Genomic DNA, 19357 nt, shown 5'->3' with positions numbered 1-19357 from the left:
GCCATCATCCCGGCGTGTGCGGGGATGACGATTTTGGGGTGTGGTGTGGCAGGCATTGATCCAATCAAGCTGACCCAGGAACTCATCCGCTGTCCGAGCGTGACGCCGGCGGATGCGGGGGCGCTCGACGTGCTGCAGCGGGCGCTGGAGCAGGTCGGCTTCGTGTGCCGGCGGTATGTGTTCTCCGAGGAGGGCACGCCCGACATCGACAACCTCTATGCGCGGCTCGGCACGGCGCTGCCGAATTTCTGCTTCGCCGGCCACACGGACGTGGTGCCGGTGGGCGACCTGGCCGGCTGGACCGTCGATCCGTTCGGCGCCGAGATCATCGACGGCGTCCTGTTCGGCCGGGGCGCCGCCGACATGAAGGCGGCCATCGCCTGCTTCGCCGCTGCCGCCGGGCGCTTCGCCGAAGCGGCGCCGGGCTTTCCAGGCTCCATCAGCCTGCTGATCACCGGCGACGAGGAAGGCCCATCGATCAACGGCACCAGGAAGGTGCTGGAAGCGCTTCGGGAGGAAGGCGAGCAACTCACCCATTGCCTCGTCGGCGAGCCGACCAATCCCATCCGGCTGGGCGACATGGCCAAGATCGGCCGGCGCGGCAGCCTCAATGGCCTCATTACGGTCAACGGCGTGCAGGGGCACGTGGCCTATCCGCACCTGGCCGACAATCCGGCGCCAAGGCTCGTGCGGCTGATGACCCGGCTGGCCGGGCTGGAGCTCGACCGGGGCAATGCCCACTTCCAGGCGTCGAACCTGGAGATCACCGCCATCGAGACCAGTCCGGGGGCCGAGAATGTCATCCCGGCCTGGGCCCGTTGCCGCTTCAACGTGCGCTTCAACAGCGACCATTCGTCCCAGGACGTCGAGCGGCTGGTGCGCCACGCGCTCGACCACGAACTGATCCCTTACGACCTCGCCGTCAAGGTCAGCGGCGAATCCTTCCTCACGCCGCCCGGCAAGCTCAGCCGGCTGGTCGTCGATGCCTGCAAGGCCGTGCTGGGCAGGGAGCCGGAGTTGAGCACCACCGGCGGCACGTCCGACGCGCGATTCATCAAGGATTATTGCCCGGTGATCGAGTTCGGCATGGCGAGCGGCACCATGCACAAGGTCGATGAACGGGTCGCGGTCTCCGACATCGACGGCCTGACGACGATCTATGAGGAAGTCCTGCGGCGTTATTTCGCCGGATAGACCACCCGCGTCAGGTAAAGCCCGTCGGGCGGCGCATTCAGCCCCAGCCGCTGCCGGTCCCGCGCTTCCAGCGCCGCCGCCACGTCGTCTGGCGTCCATTTGCCTTCGCCCACCAGCTTCAGGGTGCCGACCATGGAGCGCACCTGGTGATGCAGGAACGAGCGCGCTTCGGCGATCACGGTGAGTTCGGCGCCGTGGCGCGAGACGTCCAGCCGGTCCAGGGTCTTGAGCGGCGACTGCGCCTGGCAATGGGCCGAGCGGAACGTGGTGAAGTCGTGTCTGCCGACCAGGTGCTGGGCCGCCGCGTGCATGGCGCCCGCGTCGAGCGGTACCGGCACCTGCCAGGCGAGGCCGCGGTCCAGAGTCAGCGGCGGGCGCCGGTTGACGATGCGGTAGCGGTAGGCGCGGCCGACGGCGTCGAACCGGGCATGGAAGTCCGGCGCGGCGACCGCCGCGTCCAGCACGGCCACCGGATCGGGCTTCAGGTGATGGTTGAGCGCGCCCTGGACCTCGTTCGGACCCTTGTCCGCCAGCAGGTCGAAATGCACCACCTGGCCTTCCGCGTGTACGCCGGCGTCGGTGCGGCCGGCGCCGATGATGGTCACCGCCTCGCCGCTGAACCGCTCGATGGCGCGCTCCAGCGCCGCCTGGATCGATGGTCCATTGGTCTGGCGCTGGAAGCCGACGAACGGCCCGCCGTCATATTCGATGGTCAGCCGATAGCGGGGCATCAGGCGAGCGCCTCGCCGCATGCGACGGGAAAACCGCGCAGCAACGATCTGGCGTCCATGGCGCCCTTCCCGGCTCGCTGCAATTGGGTCAACGCGACCGCGCCGTCGCCGCATGCGACGGTCAGCAGGTCGTCGAGTACCGTGCCGGGCGCGCCCGATCCGGCGGCGAGCCGGCTGCGCAGCGCCTTGATACGCTCGCCGCGCAGCTCGAACCACGCGCCGGGAAACGGGCTGAGGCCGCGGATCTGCCGGTCCACCTCGATCGCGGGGCGGGTCCAGTCGATGCGGGCCTCGGCCTTGTCGATCTTCTTCGCGTAGGTGACGCCGTCCACGGCCTGCGGCACGGGCGCCGCGCCGGCCTCGAGGTCGGACAGTGCCGCGAACAAGGGCGCGCTGCCCAGCGCGGCCAGGACGTCGTGCAACTCGCCTGCGGTCATCTCGGGACCGATGGGAATTTCCTCGCGGCGGTAGACCGGGCCGGTGTCGAGGCCTTCCTCCATGCGCATGATGCACACGCCGGTAGTCTGGTCGCCGGCCATGATCGCCCGCTGGATCGGCGCCGCGCCGCGCCAGCGGGGCAGCAGCGAGGCGTGGACGTTGAGACAGCCAAGGCGCGGCGCATCGAGGATCGGCTTCGGCAGGATCAGCCCGTAGGCGGCGACAACCGCCACGTCGAGATCGAGCGCGGCGAAGTCGTGCTGGTCCGTAGCGGATTTCAGGTTCCCGGGCGTCAGGACGGGAATGCCCAGCGCGTCAGCCAGGCGGTGCACCGGCGACGGCTGCGGTTTCTTGCCGCGGCCTGCCTCGCGCGGCGGCTGGCTGTAAACGGCGACGACCTCGTGTCCGTGGATCCGCGACCAGTCGGCAAGATCGGCGAGGATGCGCGCCGCGAAATCGGGCGTGCCCATGAAGGCAATGCGCATCGTTGGCGTCCGGTTACTCGGCGGCTTCGATTTTGCGCGCCTTGGTCAGCTTGCGCACGATGATGTCGCGCTTCATCCGCGACAGGTGATCGATGAACAGCACGCCGTTCAGGTGGTCCATCTCGTGCTGGATGCAGGTGGCGAGCAGGCCGGTCGCGTGGATTTCGCGCGGCTCGCCATTGTAGTCCAGGTAGCGGACCTTGACCTCGGCCGGGCGGTCGACGTCGCCGAAAGACTCCGGCACCGACAGGCAGCCTTCCTGGTAGGAGGCCAGTTCCTCGGATTCCCAGACGATCTCCGGGTTGACGAAGTGCCGCGGCATGCGGCCCTCCTCTTCCGTGGCGATGTCCATCACCAGCACCCGCTTGGGCACGCCCACCTGGATGGCGGCGAGACCGATGCCGGGCGCGTCGTACATGGTCTCGAGCATGTCATCCATCAACGCGCGGAGCGCGTCGTCGACCGTCTCCACAGGCTTTGACACCTGTTTCAGGATTGGATCGGGGACAGTGACGATGGTGCGGATGGCCATGTTTGCTCGCTGGTCTGTTTGCCGGTAGTTAGTACGGGTGGCCGGGAGCGTCAAGCGGCGCTGGGCACGGCGAATCCCGGCATGGTACCCTATGTCACGGATTGGCCGCCAATATCGGGAGCGACGACATATTGATGGAAGACACAGGCGCCTTGCTCGTTTTCGGCCTGATCGTTGTCGTCCTGCTGGTCGCCGGCGGTTTTTGGCTGGTGCTCAATCATCTGAAGCAGCCGCGCCAGGACCCGATGGCCCAATGGCAGGCCGAACAGCTCGCCAGCCTGACCGCGCGGCTCCAGGCGCTGGCGGAAAGCCAGGTCAACCTGCAGGGCGCCATCAACCAGCGGCTCGACAGCGTCACCCACCGGCTGGGGGAAGGCTTCAGCCAGAACGCCGAGAAAACCGCCAAGTCGCTGGGCGAGATCCAGGAACGGCTCAACGTCATCGACAAGGCCCAGGACAATCTGGTCAAGCTGTCCAACGACGTGGTCGGCCTGCAGGATATCCTGTCCAACAAGCAGGCGCGCGGCGCCTTCGGCGAGATCCAGCTCAACGACCTGGTATCCCAGGTCCTGCCGCCCTCGGCCTACGAGTTCCAGGTGACGCTGGCCAACGGCAAGCGCGCGGATTGCCTGATTCACCTTCCCAATCCGCCAGGCTCGATCGCCATCGACGCCAAGTTCCCGCTGGAAAGCTATCGGCTGCTGCGGGCCGCCGAGCGCGGTGACGAACGCAAGCTGGCCGAGCGCGCCTTCCGGGTCGACGTGCTGAAGCACGTGGCCGATATCGCCGAACGCTACGTGGCGGTCGAGGGCACCGCCGATTCGGCGCTGATGTTCCTGCCGTCCGAGGCGGTCTATGCCGAGTTGCACGCCAATTTCCGCGAGGTGGTGGAAAAGTCGTTCGCCGCCAAGGTGTGGATTGTGTCGCCCACCACCATGATGGCGACGCTGAACACCGTGCGCGCAATCCTGCGCGATGTGCGGATGCGCGAGCAGGCCGGCCTGATCCAGAAGGAAGTGGCCGTGCTGATGGAGGACATCCGCCGGCTCGACAAGCGGGTCGACAATCTGCAGACCCATTTCAACCAGGCCAGCCGCGACATCGACGAGATCGTCATCTCCAGCAAGAAGGTGACCAGCCGCGCCGGCAAGATCGAGGAGCTGGAGCTCGACAAGGCCGAACCGGTGGTGAAGCTGGTGGTGGAGAATTAGGGCCTAGAACGGCCGTCTCGCCCTGAGCGCCGTCGTCAGCGTCCCGTCGTCCAGGTAATCCAGTTCGCCGCCCATGGGCACGCCGTGCGCCAGGCTGGTAACGGTCACGCCCGCATCCTGCAGGCGGTCCGTGACGTAGTGGGCGGTGGTCTGGCCGTCGACCGTGGCGTTCATGGCCAGGATGATCTCGGTCACTTCGGGGCGGCTTGCCCGGTCGATCAGCCCGGCGATGTTGAGGTCGTCGGGGCCGACGCCGTCGAGCGCCGACAGCACGCCGCCCAATATGTGATAGCGGCCCTTGTAGGCGGCCCGCTCCAGCGCCCACAGATCGGCCACCTCCTCGACGACGCACAGGATCGACGGGTCGCGCCGGGGATCGGTGCAGATGTGGCACGGGTCCACTGTATCCAGATTGCCGCAGACGCCGCAGGGCTTGATGTTGATCGCCGCCTCGGTCAGCGCCCGGGCGAGGGATTCCATGGCCGACGGGCCCTTCTTCAACAGGTGAAGGGTCGCGCGCCGGGCCGAGCGGGGGCCGAGCCCCGGCAGCTTGGCGAGAATCTGGATCAGCCCGTCGATCTCCGGGCTGATGACGGGCGCGGCCACTAAAGCGCAGCCCTGCGAGGCGGGCTCGCCCTGCTGCCCGAAAGCCGCGACAAACCGGAAAGGCGTGGTGGGGTCTTCAATGAACCGCTCTAGAACGGCAGGCTCATGCCGGGCGGCAGCTCAAGGCCGCCGGTGACCTTCTTCATTTCCTCGGCGGCATATGCCTCGGCCTGGGCCTTGGCATCCTTGTGGGCGGCCAGGATCAGGTCCTCGAGCATTTCCACGTCGTCGGGCGTGGCGATCGACTTGTCGATGCGGATGCGCTTCATCTCGCCCTTGCCCGACAGGGTGACAACGACCATGCCGCCGCCGGCGCTGCCGTCCACCTCGGCACCGTCAAGTGCGGCCTGCATATCGGCCATCTTCTGCTGCATCTGCTGGGCCTGTTTCAGCATGCCGGCAAGATTCTTCATAGGTCCAGTTCCTCCAAATCGTCCGGGTCCGCGTCGATAACGGAATCGGCCTCTGACGGTGCCGGGTCCGCCGCGGCGGTATCGATGATCGATGTTACCTGTGCGCCGGGAAAGGCGCGCAGCGCGGCCTTTACCAGCGGATGCTCGTTGACTTCATCGTGGCGCTGGCGCTCGGCGGCCTGCCGCTGCTCGCGCAGGGTCGGCTCGCCCGGTTCGCTTGAGACCGTCACCACCCAGCGCACGCCGGTCCATTCGTGGAGGCGCTGGCTGAGCTTGCCGATCAGGTCGGGCGGGGCACGGCCGGCCGGGCGCAGCTCGATGCGACCGGGCTGGAAGCGCACCAGGTGCACGTTGTCGATCAGATGGGCCTCCAGCACGCCTTCCTTCTGCTCGACGGCTAGCGCGACCAGATCAAGGAAGCTGCGCGGCTGCGGCAAACCGCTGGCCTGCGGCTGCGGGGCGGCGTGGGCCATGGGCGCGGTCTCGGCACGCGCCGATCCGCCATGGGAGACGGCCGAGGCGCCGCCATTGCCGCCCGACGGCTGGGGTGCGGCTGGCGCAGACGGCGCGGCGCCCGCGCTCGTGGCCGGTGTACCCTGCAGCTTTTTCACGAGGTCGGCCGGGCTAGGCAGGTCGGCGGCATAGGCGAGGCGGATCAGCACCATTTCTGCCGCGCTGATCGGCGCTGGCGCGGCGCGGGTTTCCTCCAGGCCCTTCAGCAGCATCTGCCAGGCGCGGGTCAGCGACGGCATGGTGAGGCTGCTGACGATCTTCTCGCCGAACTGGCGTTCGGCCTCGGGCAGGCCGTCGGTGCTGGCCTCGGGGGCGAGCCTCATCTGGGTCAGCCAGTGGGTGACGCCCAGCAGGTCCTCGATGATGGTGGCCGGATCGGCGCCCGAATTGTATTGCTCGCGGACATTGGCCAGGGCGGTGCGGATGTCGCCGCTTATCACCGCCTCGAACAGGTCGAGCACGCGGGCCCGGTCGGCCAGGCCCAGCATGTCGCGCACCTGCGCTGCGTCGACCTTGCCCGCGCCGTGGGAAATGGCCTGATCCATCAGCGACAGCCCGTCGCGCACCGAGCCGTCGGCCGCGCGGGCGATCATGGCCAGCGCGTCGTCGTCGATTTCCACATTCTCCAGTGCAGCGAGCGAGGCGAAGTGCTGCTTCAGCGTGGCGCCTTCCACCCGGCGCAGATCGAATCGCTGGCACCGCGACAGCACCGTGATCGGTACCTTGCGGATCTCGGTGGTGGCGAAGATGAATTTCACGTGTGGCGGCGGCTCTTCCAGCGTCTTCAGCAGGCCGTTGAAGGCCTGCTTCGACAACATGTGGACCTCGTCGATGATGTAGATCTTGTAGCGCGCGTCGCCGGGCGCATAGCGCACGCCGTCGATGATCTCGCGGATGTCGTCGATGCCGGTGCGGCTGGCGGCGTCCATCTCGATCACGTCCACATGCCGCGATTCGGCGATGGCGAGACATTGGCGGCAGACGCCGCAGGGATCGACCGTCGGACCGCCCTGCCCGTCGGCGCCGACGCAGTTCAGCGCACGGGCGATCAGCCGCGCGGTGGTGGTCTTGCCCACGCCGCGCACGCCGGTCAGCACGAAGGCGTGCGCCAGGCGGCCGCTGTCGATGGCATTCTTGAGGGTGCGGACCATCGGCTCCTGGCCGATCAGCGCCGCGAAGGTACCCGGGCGGTACTTGCGCGCCAGCACCCGGTAGGGGGTGGCCTGCGTGTTGGTCTCGGGGATCTGGGCTGTGCCGTCCGTCATCCGTTCCGCGCGCCGGGGCGGCCTGCTGTCTGGCGGTGCCGCGATGTATGGGAGGAGGCTGGACGAGTGACCCAAATCGGGCTCGTTACGGCTGCTTCCTTCCGGACCTGACCGGGTTGGCGAGTGATCTGCCCACCGCCAACCTCCCGCCCTCTATATCGGGCATTTGTTTCAGCGTGGCAAGGGCAGGTGCAAAAATCGAAGGGCCGCCCCTTTCGGAGCGGCCCTTCCATTGTCAGCCGTTATGGCGCGACTAGCGACCGAACTCCACGGCGGAGGTCAGTGCCCTCAGTGCACCTTTCGGCGTGTGACAATGAGACATCGGACCACCTCCTTTCTATATGTTGACGACACCATCCATATTGAACGAACCGAGCGAAATATCAAGATACGGTATGTCGCTTCTTCATCAGCGTTGAATTACCCGAAATTCGCGCCTCGTCCGGCAGGCCGGTTTCCCGTCCGGATCCGGAACGACCCGCGCGCTCCGGCGTGGAACCGACCCGCCTCGCGGGCGTTCGTGTGTCGGCGAGTCTGCAGCCGCGGTGAACTCGTCCTGTAAGGGAGTAGCGGGTGGCGGCAATCGGTTTGGACATGCAGCGTCTGGTCTGGGATTGGTCGTCCTGGCCTTTCTGCTGGTGCTGCCGATTGGCTGGGAGCGCGGGCGGGGCCGGCACAGTGTCGGCTTTCGCACCTTCCCGGTCGTGGCCATGGCCGCCTGCGGATTTGCCATGATCATAGACGCCGAGGCGGCGAACAACGTGGAGGCGCGGGCGCGTGTCCTGCAGGGTGTGGTGACGGGGATCGGGTTCATTGGCGGCGGCGCCAATGTCCGCGGACTGGTCACCGCCGCCAGCATCTGGAACGCCGGCGCGATCGGCACCGCGATAGGGTTCCAGCGGGCGAACATCGCCGTCGTCCTGGCATTGATAAACATCCTCAGCCTGCTGGTGCTTTCCCGGGTGAGTGACAGGGTGGTGGGCGATCCTGGGGAGGACGAGTCATGACGCCTGACATTTTCTTCAATAGCTGGAGCGGCCTGGGCCGGGCCCTGTTGATCGGCGTGCTGGCCTATGCGGGCTTGATTGTCCTGCTGCGCATTTCCGGCAAGCGTACGCTGAGCAAGATGAACGCCTTCGATCTGGTGGTGACCGTTGCGCTGGGCTCGACCCTGGCGAGCGTGTTGCTGGACCGTTCGGTGCCCCTGGCGGAAGGGCTGCTGGCGTTCGCGCTGCTCATCGTCCTCCAGTTTGTCATCACCTGGATGTCGGTCCGGAACCGGTGGTTTCGCGGCATGATCAAGAGCGAGCCTTCGCTGCTGGTGCGCGATGGCGCCTATCTGCCCGGGGCCATGCGGCGGCAGCGGGTTACCCGCGAGGAGATCGAGGCCGCCCTCCGGAAACACGGCCACGACGACATCGCCAAAGTGGCCGCCGTCGTTCTTGAAACGGACGGCGCGCTGAGCGTGATACCCAGCCGCAGCTCTTAGATTTATTGGAGTTTCGCCCCGGCGAATGAGCGGCTAATCTGCGCGCCATGCTGAACCATATTCCCGTTCTCGAAACCCATAACGTGTTCGCCGGCAGTCCGCTCGATCGCTGCGAGATCCTGCGCGGCGATTCGGGCAGGGTCGATGCCATGATGCGCGCGGCCGATACACGCTTCATCTGCATCTGGCGCACCAAGCCGCTGATCAAGCCAGGCGAGACCCTGCGCATCCAGTGGGTCAACGGGTTGATGGCACTGCCGATCATCGACGCCGGCGCCGCCTGGGTGTTCCTGGGAACGGCCGACGGACGCGCCCATTTCGCCGTCGACATCTCGGCGGAGAAGGATCCCGAGAACAGCGGCGATTTTGCCGGCATGGGCATCTTTCCCGACCTGCGCATGAGCGCGGCGAGCCTCGACCGGGGCGACGCGGCGATCATCGCCCAGGCCAAGCCGCTGATCGACTGGCACAGCCGCCGAACCTTCTGCTCGGTATGCGGCTCGCTGACCGCGATGCGCCAGTCCGGCGCGTCGCGCATCTGCACCAACGAGGCGTGCAAGGCGTCGCACTTCCCGCGCACCGATCCTGTGGTGATCATGCTCGCGATCCATGAAGGGCGCTGCCTGCTGGGCCGGCAGAAAATCTTTCCACCGCACATGTATTCGGCGCTGGCGGGCTTCATCGAGCCGGGCGAATCCCTCGAGGAGGCGGTGCGCCGCGAGATCCAGGAAGAATCGGGCGTGCCGGTCGGCGAGGTGCGCTACCACTCCAGCCAGCCCTGGCCGTTCCCCGCCTCGCTGATGATCGGCTGCCATGCCATCGCGCTCGACGACAAGATCGAGCTGCCCGGAGACGAGCTCGAGGAAGCGGTCTGGTTCGAGAAGGGACTGATCCGCGAGGCGCTGGAAGGCAAGCACCGCGACCGGGTCTGGATGCCGCCGCCTCATGCCATCGCCCACCAACTCATCAAGAGCTGGGCGTCGGTAGACTAGCCGGTCGCCCCTTTATCGCCGTTGCCAGGCGCGTGGCGACGCGGTCATCCAGCCGTGCTGTTGCCGCTCGCGCGGAGAATAGCCTGGTCTGCTTCGCCTGGCGCACGACGACGGCGGCGCACAAAGAACGCTAGTCCAGCGTGTCGCGGAACGCATTCTTCGGGTAGACGCCCAGCACCTTCACCGTGGTCGAGAAGAACCGCAGCTCTTCCATGGCCAGCTGCACCGCTCGGTCTTCGGGGTGCCCTTCGATGTCGGCATAGAACATGGTGGCCTTGAAGCTGCCCTCGAGCTGGTAACTTTCCAGCTTGGTCATGTTGACGCCGTTGGTGGCGAAGCCGCCCAGGCTCTTGTAGAGCGCTGCCGGCACGTTCCGCACCTCGAACACGAAGCTCATCATGGTGGGCGTGCCGGGCGCGGGCACAGCGGGCTCGCGCGACAGGATGACGAAGCGGGTGGTGTTGTGTCCCGCGTCCTCCGCTTCTTCCAGCAGGATGTCGAGGCCGTAGATCTCGGCGGCGAGCGAAGAGGCCAGCGCGCCGAGAGTCCTGTCGCCTTTCCCGGCGATCATCTTGGCCGCGCCCGCGGTATCGGCATTGGCGACCGGCCTCAGGCCCAGCCCGCGCAGCCGTTCGCGGCACTGTCCCAGCGCCTGGACATGGCTGTGGACCTCGCGCAGGTCGGCGATGGTCGTACCCTTCAGACCCAGCAATTTATGGTTCACGCGCTGGAAGTGCTCGCCAATGATGTGCAGGCCCGAATCCGGCAGCAAATGGTGGTTGTCCGCCACGCGTCCGGCCAGGGAATTCTCGATCGGGATCATGGCGAGTGCCGCGCGGCCATCGGCAACGGCCTGGTAGGTATCCTCGAACGTGGCACAGGGAAGCGGCGACATATCGGGCCGTGCATTGCGGCACGACAGGTGCGAATACGCGCCCGGTTCGCCCTGGAAGGCGATGGTCCTGTTGGGGCTGGCGCCGTCCGCGATGGTCACGCTCTGCTCTTTCCGTGCAATCCTAGGCCGCATAAATGTGCGGGCAGGTGGCCGGTTATACGGCTTGCAAACGAACGGGGGAAGCGGCTAAATTCCGCGCAAATTTCGGACCCCAGGGGCCTGAAGCACGGCCTGAAGAAGAAGGGCGGAAACAGTGGACAGTTTTGAGTGGAACAAGATCGCGGGCGCGGTGCTGTTTGCGATGCTCGTGGTCATGGGCCTTCGCCAGGTCAACGAGATCGTGAATCACGAACCTGAAGTGGCCGAAAAAGGCTGGCAGGTTCCCGGCGTCGAAGCGACCGAGACCGCGGCCGAAGCGCCGAAGGAGGAGCCGCTGGCCGTGCTGCTGGCCAAGGGCAGCGCCGAGGACGGCGCCAAGGTGTTCAAGAAATGCCTGGCATGCCACACGATCGAGCAGGGCGGCGCCAACAAGGTCGGCCCCAATCTGTACAACACCGTGGGCAATCATTTCGCCCACATGGAAGGCTTCTCCTATTCCGAGGCCCTGAAGAGCCATGGCGGCACCTGGGGCTACGAGGAAATGGACCATTGGCTGGCCAGCCCGCGCTCCTACATCCCCGGCAACAAGATGGGTTTCGCCGGACTGCCCGATGGACAGGACCGCGCAAATGTCATCCTCTATCTGGCTGCCAATGCGGCAAATCCGCCGCCGCTGCCGGAGCCGCCGCCCGAAGCACCTGCCGAGGAACCGGCCGACGAGGCAACGCCGGCCGACGGCGCCGCGCCTGCGGACGGCGCGGCCCCTGCGGACGGCGCGGTCCCTGCGGAAGAGGCCGCTCCGGCGCCCGCGCCGCAAGGCTGAGGCACCCGGACATTCCCGGATCACAAGGGTCGCTTCGGCGGCCCTTTTTGCGACCAGCCGACAAGGTGTTATATCTTGCCGAACGGGTTGGGTATCGAGGCGAGACGTTGATGAAGAACATGATTCTGGCTGGCGCGCTGATTCTGGCGGCCATGGTCCCGGCGCTGGCGCAGCAGCCGGTCACGACGAAAACCGTCAACGCCCTGTCGCTGATCGGCGAGCCCAAATACAAGCCAGGCTTCGACCATTTCGATTTCGTCAATCCGGATGCGCCCAAGGGCGGCAGCGCGCGCCTTTCCGTGGCGCCGGGCAGTTTCGACAGCCTCAATCCCTATATCGTCGCCGGCACGCCGCCGCGGGGCGTCGGCCTGGTGTTCGAATCCCTCACCCAGGACAGCTTGGGCGAGCCGTCGACCGCCTACGGGCTGATCGCCGAGACCATTACCGTGCCCTCCGATTCTTCCTGGGTGGAATATGCGCTGAACCCGAAAGCGAAGTGGCATGATGGCAAGCCGATCACGCCCGAGGACGTAATCTTCTCGTTCAATACGCTGATGGACAAGGGCACGCCGTTCTGGGCCCAGTATTATCACAATGTGAAGAAGGCCGAGAAATCCGGCCCGAGAAAGGTGAAATTCACCTTCGATCAGGCCGGTAACCGCGAGCTGCCCATGATCATGGGGCAGCTGCCCGTGTTGCCGAAGCATTATTGGCAGGGCCGCCGTTTCGATGCGCCGACCCAGGACCCGCCACTGGGCAGCGGGCCGTATCGCATCGCCGAGGTCAAGCCGGGCCGGTCGATCTCCTATGAGCGGGTCAAGAACTACTGGGGCAAGGACCTGCCGGTAAACAGGGGTTTCTACAACTTCGACCGGATCAGCTACGAGTATTTCCAGGATGAGACGGTCGAGCTGGAGGCGCTCAAGACCTACAAGTTCGATTTCATCAACGAGAATACCGCCAAGACCTGGGCAACCCAGTACCAGCCCGGCAGCTTCCCGGCGCTGAGGGCCGGCCTGGTCAAGAAGGAGGAGCTGCGCCACAAGAACCCGACCGGCATGCAGGCCTTTGCCTTCAATATCCGCCGCGACGTGTTCAGGGACGTCCGAGTGCGTGAGGCGCTGAACCTGGCCTTCGACTTCGAATGGACCAACAAGAACATGTTCTACGGCCAGTACACCCGGACGCAGAGCTTCTTCTCGAATTCCGACCTGGCCAGCAGCGGCCTGCCCTCGCCGGCAGAACTGGCCCTGCTCAATCCGCTCAAGGGCAAGATTCCGCCGGCCGTGTTCACGCAGGCCTACAAGGCGCCGGCCTCGGACGGCACGGGCGGCAACCGCGCCAACCTGCGCCGGGCCGCCATGCTGCTGCAGCAGGCCGGCTACGAGATCAAGGGCCGCATTCTGGTCAACAAGCGGACCGGCAAGCCCCTGGCATTCGAGATCCTCAACGCCCAGCCGGCGTTCGAGCGGATCATGCTGCCGTTTGTCGAGACGCTGAAAAAGCTGGGCATCGAGGCTCATATCCGCACCGTCGATCCGGCTCAGTACGAGCAGCGCATGAAGGACTTCGATTTCGACATGACGGTCGAGACCTTCCCGCAGTCGAATTCCCCCGGCAACGAGCAGCGCGAATTCTGGAGTTCCGGCGCGGCGGCCCGCGCGGGCAGCCGCAATGTCATCGGCATCAGGAACCCGGCGGTGGATGCGCTGATCGACAAGGTGATCTATGCACCCGACCGGGCCGGCCTGCTGACCGCGACGCGGGCGCTGGACCGGGTGCTGCTGAACAACCACTACGTGATTCCCATGTGGCACACCCGCGTGTTCCGAATCGCCTATTGGGACAAGTTCGGCCGCCCCGCCAATCCGCCGGAATATCATCACGGCTTCCCGCTCATCTGGTGGCTCGATGCCGCCAAGGACGCGGCGCTCAAGACGAAGATGAAATAGAGGCGTCCAGCAACATGGTGGCAGCACGCGCCGATGCCGGTATGATCGCCGCATGAGAGCCTTCGCCGTGGCCACGCTCGTGGCCTTTCTGTCCATCTGCAGCACCATCACCGGACCGGTCCAGGCTGCGCCTGTTCATGGCCTTTCGGCGTTTGGCGCATTGAAATACGGGCCGCATTTCAAGCACTTCGATTATGTGAACCCGCGGGCGCCAAAGGGCGGCGCCATGGCGCTGCTGCCGGTCAGCGGCAAGACCACCTTCGACAGCCTCAATCCATTTATTCTGGCGGGCACCGGCGCCGAGGGCATCGACAACGATGATCCGCGCAGCCTGGTCTACGATTCCCTGATGACCCGCGCCTATGACGAGCCGGATGCGGTCTATGGGCTGGTCGCGGAAAGCGCTGAACTGGCGGCCGACCGGACCTGGGTCGTGTTCAATATCCGGTCCCAGGCCAGGTGGCATGACGGCACGCCGATCACGGCGGCCGACGTGGTGTTCACGTTCAAGGCGCTCAAGGACAAGGGGCATCCAAAATACGCGGCCAAGCTGGCCGACGTGAAGAACGCCGTGGCCCTGTCGCCCTCGAAGGTGAAGTTCAGTTTCGATCCCAAGGGGGCGGTGCGCGACCTGCCGATGACGGTCGCCCAACTGCCGATCCTGTCGAAAGCCTGGTACACGGCGCATGAGTTCACCAGGCCCTCGCTGCAGCCGCCCCTGACCAGCGGGCCCTACCGCATCGGCAAGGTCGTGCCGAACCGCTCGGTGAGCTACGAGCGCGTCAGGGACTATTGGGGCAAGGATTTGCCGGTCAGCGTCGGCCGCATGAACTTCGACACCATCCGTCTCGAATATTACCAGGACCGCGCCATCGCCATGGAGGCGTTCCTGGCCGGCGCCTACGACTTCCGCGAGGAATTCACATCGAAAACCTGGGCCACCGAATACAAGGGCCCCGGCATCGACAGGAAATGGATCCTGCGCGACACATTGAAGGACAACCGGCCATCGGGGGCGCAGTTCTTTTTCATCAATCAGCGCCGCCGCACCTTCAGCGACATCCGGGTACGCGAGGCGCTCGATTTGGCGTTCGACTTCGAATGGACCAACAGGGCGATCTTCTATGGCGCCTACGGCCGCACCAGCAGCGTGTTCGAGAATTCCGACCTGGCTGCGACCGGCATGCCTGGCCCGGCCGAGCTTGCGCTGCTCGAGCCGTTCCGTAACCAGCTTCCGCCGGCCGTCTTCGGTCCCGCTTTCGAGCCGCCGAAAAGCGACGGCAAGGGCCGGAACCGCGAGAATCTGCGCAGCGCCGTCATCCTGCTGCAGCAGGCGGGCTATGTGACGAAGAACGGCGTCCTGACGGGCAAGGACGGCAAGCCGCTTACCGTCGAAATCCTGAACTACGAGCCCGGCTTCGAACGGGTGCTGCTGCCCTATATCGAAAGTCTCAAGCGGATCGGTGTCGTGGGAAGCCTGCGTACGGTCGACCCCGCCCAGTACGAGCAGCGGGTGAAGGACTTCGACTTCGACCTGACCATGGAACGCATTGCGTGGCCGAACACGCCCGGAGTCGAACAGCGCGCCTACTGGTCATCGACCGTGGCCGATGTGAAGGGCAGCTTCAATCTGGCCGGCATCAAGAACCCGGTGGTCGACGTCCTGATCGGCGCGATCCTCGACGCCAGGGACCGGCCCGCCCTGATCGCGGCGACTCGCGCGCTGGACCGGGTGATCATGTTCAACCACTACATGGTTCCGCAGTACTTCAAGGGCAGCCACACCATCGCCTGGTGGGACAAGTATGGCCGTCCCAAGGTGAAGCCGCCGTTCGAGCGGGGCGTGGAGGATCTGTGGTGGTACGATGCCGCCAGGGCCAAGGCGCTGGCCGCCGCACGGGGACGCTGATGGCCGCCTATATCCTCCGCCGCCTGCTGCTGATCATCCCGACCCTGTTCGGCATCATGGTCATCAACTTCGCCATCGTCCAGGTTGCGCCAGGCGGCCCGGTCGAGCAGATGATCGCCCAGATCACCGGCACCGATGCGGGTTCGACGGCGCGCCTTGGCGGCGGCACCGGCGGCGACATGGGCTCGGCCGCGCGCCAGACCGACGTGGCGGGCCAGGGCGCGGGCAGCGACGTCAAGTACCGGGGCGCGCAGGGGCTCGATCCGGCGCTGATTGCCCGCATCGAAAAGCAGTTCGGCTTCGACAAGCCGGCCCATGAGCGCTTCTTCATCATGGTGCGCGACTACGCCACGTTCAATTTCGGCGAGAGCTTCTTCAAGGGCAGGCCGGTGATCGACCTGATCCTCGACAAATTGCCGGTATCGATCACGCTGGGCCTGTGGACCACGCTGATCGTCTACATGGTCTCGATCCCGCTCGGCATCCGCAAGGCGGTGCGCGACGGCACCCGGTTCGATACCTGGACCAGCGCGGCGATCATCGTCGGTTACGCCATTCCCGGCTTCCTGTTCGCCGTGCTGCTGATCGTGCTGTTCGCGGGCGGGTCCTACTGGGACATCTTCCCGCTGCGTGGACTGACCTCGGACAACTGGGACCAGTTGAGCTGGTTCGGCAAGACGCTCGATTATCTCTGGCACATCTGCCTGCCGGTGCTCGCCATGACCATCGGCGGCTTTGCCAGCCTGACCATGCTGACCAAGAACTCGTTCCTCGACGAGATCAACAAGCAATATGTGATGACCGCCCGCGCCAAGGGCCTGACCGAACACCGGGTGCTGTACGGCCACGTGTTCCGCAACGCCATGCTGATCGTCATTGCCGGCTTTCCCGGCCTGTTCGTCTCGATCCTGTTCGCCAACTCATTGCTCATCGAATACATCTTCTCGCTCGACGGGCTGGGCCTGCTGACCTTCGAGGCGCTGATCCAGCGCGACTATCCGATCATGTTCGGATCGCTCTACGTGTTTACCCTGATCGGACTGATCGTGAAGCTCATCGGCGATCTCACCTATGTCTGGGTCGACCCCCGCATCGATTTTGCCACGCGAGATGTCGGATGACCGGTCAACCCGCCGCCCGCCGATTCCTGTTCTGGAAGATGACGCCGCTCAACGAGCGGCGCTGGACCGTGTTCAAGCGCAACCGGCGCGGCTACTGGTCGCTGTGGGTATTCGGCGTGCTGTTCGGCCTGTCGCTGTTCGCCGAGCTCATCGCCAACGAACGGCCGCTGGTCCTGCAATATAATGGCGGCATCTACGTGCCGGTGCTGCGCGACTACCCGGAAACCGAGTTCGGCGGCTTCTTCGAGACACCGGCGGACTACCGCGATCCCTTTGTCCAGAACCTGATCAAGGACAGCGGCGGCTGGATCGTCTGGCCGCTGATTCCCTACAGCGAGAACACCATCAACCGGAAAATCCCGGTGCCGGCGCCCGCGCCGCCGAGCTGGGACAACCCGCTGGGCACCGACGACCAGGCCCGCGACGTGGCCGCCCGCGTCATCTACGGCTTTCGCATCTCGGTGCTGTTCGGCCTGTTGCTGACGATCGCATCCTCGATCATCGGTGTGTGGGCCGGCGCCATACAGGGCTATTTCGGCGGCAAGATCGACCTCGCCGGTCAGCGGTTCATCGAGGTGTGGAGCGGGCTGCCCGAGCTGTTCCTGCTGATCATCCTGGCGAGCATCGTCACGCCAAGCTTCTGGTGGCTGCTGGGCATCATGGTGCTGTTCAGGTGGACCAGCCTGGTCGATGTGGTCCGCGCCGAGTTCCTGCGCGCGCGCAATTTCGATTATGTGCGCGCCGCCCGTGCGCTGGGGCTGGGCAACGGCAGGATCATGGTCAAGCATGTGCTGCCGAACGCCATGGTGGCGACGCTCACCTTCATGCCGTTCATCCTCAATGGCTCGATCACCACCCTGACGGCCCTGGATTTCCTGGGCTTCGGACTGCCGCCGGGCTCGGCGTCGCTGGGCGAGTTGCTGAAGCAGGGCAAGAATAACCTGCAGGCGCCGTGGCTCGGCATCTCGGCGTTCCTGGTGCTGGCGTTCATGCTGTCGCTGCTGATCTTCATCGGCGAGGCGGTGCGCGACGCGTTCGATCCGCGCAAGACCATGGGTGAGCGCAAGTGAGCCTGCTCGAGGTCAGGGACCTGTCGGTGAATTTCCGCTCCGAGGACCGGATCGTCGAGGCGGTGCGCGGTGTCTCGTTCTCGATCGACAGGGGCGAGACCCTGGCGCTGGTGGGCGAATCCGGCTCGGGAAAGTCGGTCAGCGCCCTCTCCGTCCTGCAGCTGCTGCCCTATCCAACGGCCTTCCATCCGACCGGCTCGATCCTGTTCGAGGGTCGCGAACTGGTGGGCGCCGACGAGAAGACCCTGCTCTCGATCCGCGGCAACCGCATTTCCATGGTGTTCCAGGAGCCGCTCACCTCGCTCAACCCGCTGCATAGTGTCGAGCGCCAGATCGGCGAGGTACTGGCGCTCCACAAGGGCATGAAGGGGCAGCAGGCGCGGGCCCGGATCATCGAACTGCTCAATCTCGTCGGCCTCGGCGACGTCACCGCACGGCTGAAGGCCTATCCCCATGAACTGTCCGGCGGCCAGCGCCAGCGGGTGATGATCGCCATGGCGCTCGCAAACGAGCCCGATCTGCTGATCGCCGACGAGCCGACCACAGCGCTCGACGTCACCATCCAGGCCCAGATCCTGGCGCTGCTGCGCGACCTCCAGCGCCGCCTGGGCATGGCCATCCTGATGATCACCCACGACCTGGGCATCGTCGAGAAGTTCACCGACCGGGTCTGCGTCATGACCGACGGCGAGGTCGTCGAGAACGGCCCTTCGCAGGAGGTATTCTCCCGGCCGCAGCACCCTTATACCCAGAAGCTGCTGGCCTCGGCGCCGCGCGGCCGGCCGGCAGCCAAGCCGGACGGCCTGCCGGTGCTGGTCGAGACCGATCACCTGAAGGTCTATTTCCCGATCAAGGGCGGCCTGCTGCGCAAGACCGTCGATTACGTGCGCGCCGTCGACGACGTGACCATTTCCGTGAAGGCCGGCACGACGCTTGGCGTCGTCGGCGAATCCGGTTCGGGCAAGACCACGCTCGGTCTCGCCATCCTGCGGCTGATCTCCAGCGACGGGCCGATCCGTTTCGCGGGCCAGGATATCGCGGGCCGGTCGTTCGGCGACATGCGTCCGCTCAGGCGCGAGATGCAGATCGTTTTCCAGGACCCGTTCGGCTCGCTCAGTCCGCGCCTGTCCGTCGCCCAGATCATCGAGGAAGGCCTGACCATCCACGAGACGCAGCTGGACGAGGCCGAGCGCGACGTGCGCGTGGTGCAGGTGATGGGCGAGGTCGGTCTCGACCCGGACATGCGCCACCGCTATCCGCACGAATTTTCCGGCGGCCAGCGCCAGCGCATCTCTATTGCCCGGGCCCTGGTGCTGAAACCGCGCTTCCTGGTGCTGGACGAGCCCACCTCGGCGCTCGACATGTCGGTGCAGGCCCAGATCGTCGATCTGCTGCGCGATTTGCAGGCGCGCCACGACCTGACCTACATGTTCATCAGCCACGATCTGCGGGTGGTGCGCGCCCTGTCCGACCAGGTGCTGGTGCTGAAGGACGGCAAGGTGGTCGAGCATGGCCCCGCCGACCGCATCTTCGACAGCCCCCAGACCGACTACACCAGGGCGTTGATGGCCGCCGCCTTCAACCTGGAAGTGGCCCACGCGGACGCGGTGGGGACCTGA

General features: G+C 65.7%; 18 protein-coding genes and 1 other RNA gene. 11 read left to right on the top strand and 8 right to left on the bottom strand.

The annotated features are described in order from the left end of the window. Positions 1–45 precede the first annotated feature (45 nt). Entirely contained in the window at positions 46–1194 is a 1149-nt protein-coding gene (dapE, locus tag WJU21_RS08440; RefSeq protein ID WP_346322966.1) for a succinyl-diaminopimelate desuccinylase, read from the top strand. Here dapE and truA read toward each other — a convergent pair. From truA to def, 3 genes are read right to left on the bottom strand one after another with little or no spacing between them, the layout of a single operon-like run. Next, complete coding sequence (gene truA / locus WJU21_RS08435) at positions 1179–1925, bottom strand: tRNA pseudouridine(38-40) synthase TruA (protein WP_346322965.1); 747 nt, start codon at positions 1923–1925, stop codon at positions 1179–1181. The two genes, dapE and truA, sit on opposite strands and share 16 nt — an antisense overlap. Beyond that, on the bottom strand, positions 1925–2848 hold the full coding sequence (fmt, locus tag WJU21_RS08430) for a methionyl-tRNA formyltransferase (RefSeq protein WP_346322964.1): 924 nt from the start codon (positions 2846–2848) through the stop codon (positions 1925–1927). The genes truA and fmt overlap by 1 nt, the downstream gene beginning before the upstream one ends. A 13-nt stretch (positions 2849–2861) precedes the next feature. After that, entirely contained in the window at positions 2862–3380 is a 519-nt protein-coding gene (gene def, locus WJU21_RS08425) for a peptide deformylase (protein ID WP_346322963.1), read from the bottom strand. A 134-nt stretch (positions 3381–3514) separates the two neighbouring features. On the opposite strand from def, the gene rmuC reads away from it, so the two are divergent. Further along, a complete protein-coding gene (rmuC, locus tag WJU21_RS08420; RefSeq protein WP_346322962.1) occupies positions 3515–4591 on the top strand; it encodes a DNA recombination protein RmuC in 1077 nt (358 codons plus the stop codon). A gap of 3 nt (positions 4592–4594) precedes the next feature. Here the strand turns inward: rmuC and recR are convergent, their stop codons facing one another. From recR to ffs, 4 genes are all read right to left on the bottom strand, one after another. Continuing rightward, the gene (gene recR, locus WJU21_RS08415) at positions 4595–5197 is read right to left on the bottom strand and encodes a recombination mediator RecR (protein WP_346322961.1); all 603 of its coding nucleotides are present in this window, start codon (positions 5195–5197) and stop codon (positions 4595–4597) included. 89 nt (positions 5198–5286) lie between these two features. Further along, entirely contained in the window at positions 5287–5610 is a 324-nt protein-coding gene (locus WJU21_RS08410; protein ID WP_346322960.1) for a YbaB/EbfC family nucleoid-associated protein, read from the bottom strand. Further along, positions 5607–7388: a DNA polymerase III subunit gamma/tau gene (locus tag WJU21_RS08405; RefSeq protein ID WP_346322959.1), complete on the bottom strand. Its 1782-nt coding sequence runs from the start codon at positions 7386–7388 to the stop codon at positions 5607–5609. The genes WJU21_RS08410 and WJU21_RS08405 overlap by 4 nt, the downstream gene beginning before the upstream one ends. 50 nt (positions 7389–7438) lie before the next feature. Next, an RNA gene (ffs, locus tag WJU21_RS08400) (signal recognition particle sRNA small type) lies at positions 7439–7535 on the bottom strand. A gap of 467 nt (positions 7536–8002) precedes the next feature. Between ffs and WJU21_RS08395 the strand changes: the two genes are divergently transcribed. Genes WJU21_RS08395 through nudC form a run of 3 tightly spaced genes read left to right on the top strand, consistent with a single transcriptional unit; the run spans position 8003 to position 9869 of the window. Then, positions 8003–8395: an MgtC/SapB family protein gene (locus WJU21_RS08395; protein ID WP_346322958.1), complete on the top strand. Its 393-nt coding sequence runs from the start codon at positions 8003–8005 to the stop codon at positions 8393–8395. Beyond that, the gene (locus WJU21_RS08390; protein WP_346322957.1) at positions 8392–8877 is read left to right on the top strand and encodes a YetF domain-containing protein; all 486 of its coding nucleotides are present in this window, start codon (positions 8392–8394) and stop codon (positions 8875–8877) included. Before WJU21_RS08395 ends, WJU21_RS08390 begins: the two co-directional genes overlap by 4 nt. A gap of 47 nt (positions 8878–8924) precedes the next feature. Next, entirely contained in the window at positions 8925–9869 is a 945-nt protein-coding gene (gene nudC / locus WJU21_RS08385; RefSeq protein WP_346322956.1) for an NAD(+) diphosphatase, read from the top strand. 130 nt (positions 9870–9999) lie between these two features. Here nudC and WJU21_RS08380 read toward each other — a convergent pair whose 3' ends face one another. Then, entirely contained in the window at positions 10000–10857 is an 858-nt protein-coding gene (locus WJU21_RS08380) for a prephenate dehydratase (protein ID WP_346323480.1), read from the bottom strand. Between the two features lie 160 nt (positions 10858–11017). Here WJU21_RS08380 and WJU21_RS08375 point away from each other — a divergent pair, with 160 nt between their 5' ends. From WJU21_RS08375 to WJU21_RS08350, 6 genes are all read left to right on the top strand, one after another. Next, complete coding sequence (locus WJU21_RS08375; protein ID WP_346322955.1) at positions 11018–11686, top strand: cytochrome c family protein; 669 nt, start codon at positions 11018–11020, stop codon at positions 11684–11686. Positions 11687–11796: 110 nt separating this feature from the next. Beyond that, positions 11797–13638, top strand: a complete 1842-nt coding sequence (locus tag WJU21_RS08370) for an extracellular solute-binding protein (protein ID WP_346322954.1) — start codon at positions 11797–11799, stop codon at positions 13636–13638. 52 nt (positions 13639–13690) lie between these two features. After that, the gene (locus tag WJU21_RS08365; protein WP_346322953.1) at positions 13691–15547 is read left to right on the top strand and encodes an extracellular solute-binding protein; all 1857 of its coding nucleotides are present in this window, start codon (positions 13691–13693) and stop codon (positions 15545–15547) included. Beyond that, a complete protein-coding gene (locus WJU21_RS08360) occupies positions 15547–16668 on the top strand; it encodes a microcin C ABC transporter permease YejB (RefSeq protein ID WP_346322952.1) in 1122 nt (373 codons plus the stop codon). Before WJU21_RS08365 ends, WJU21_RS08360 begins: the two co-directional genes overlap by 1 nt. Further along, entirely contained in the window at positions 16665–17738 is a 1074-nt protein-coding gene (locus WJU21_RS08355; protein ID WP_346322951.1) for an ABC transporter permease, read from the top strand. The genes WJU21_RS08360 and WJU21_RS08355 overlap by 4 nt, the downstream gene beginning before the upstream one ends. Beyond that, on the top strand, positions 17735–19357 hold the full coding sequence (locus tag WJU21_RS08350) for an ABC transporter ATP-binding protein (protein ID WP_346322950.1): 1623 nt from the start codon (positions 17735–17737) through the stop codon (positions 19355–19357). The genes WJU21_RS08355 and WJU21_RS08350 overlap by 4 nt, the downstream gene beginning before the upstream one ends.

This window comes from Emcibacter sp. SYSU 3D8, from assembly GCF_039655875.1.
Lineage (GTDB): Bacteria > Pseudomonadota > Alphaproteobacteria > SMXS01 > SMXS01 > RI-34.
Note: the sequence above shows the minus strand (reverse complement) of the source record. Positions and strands in the feature narration are given on the sequence as shown.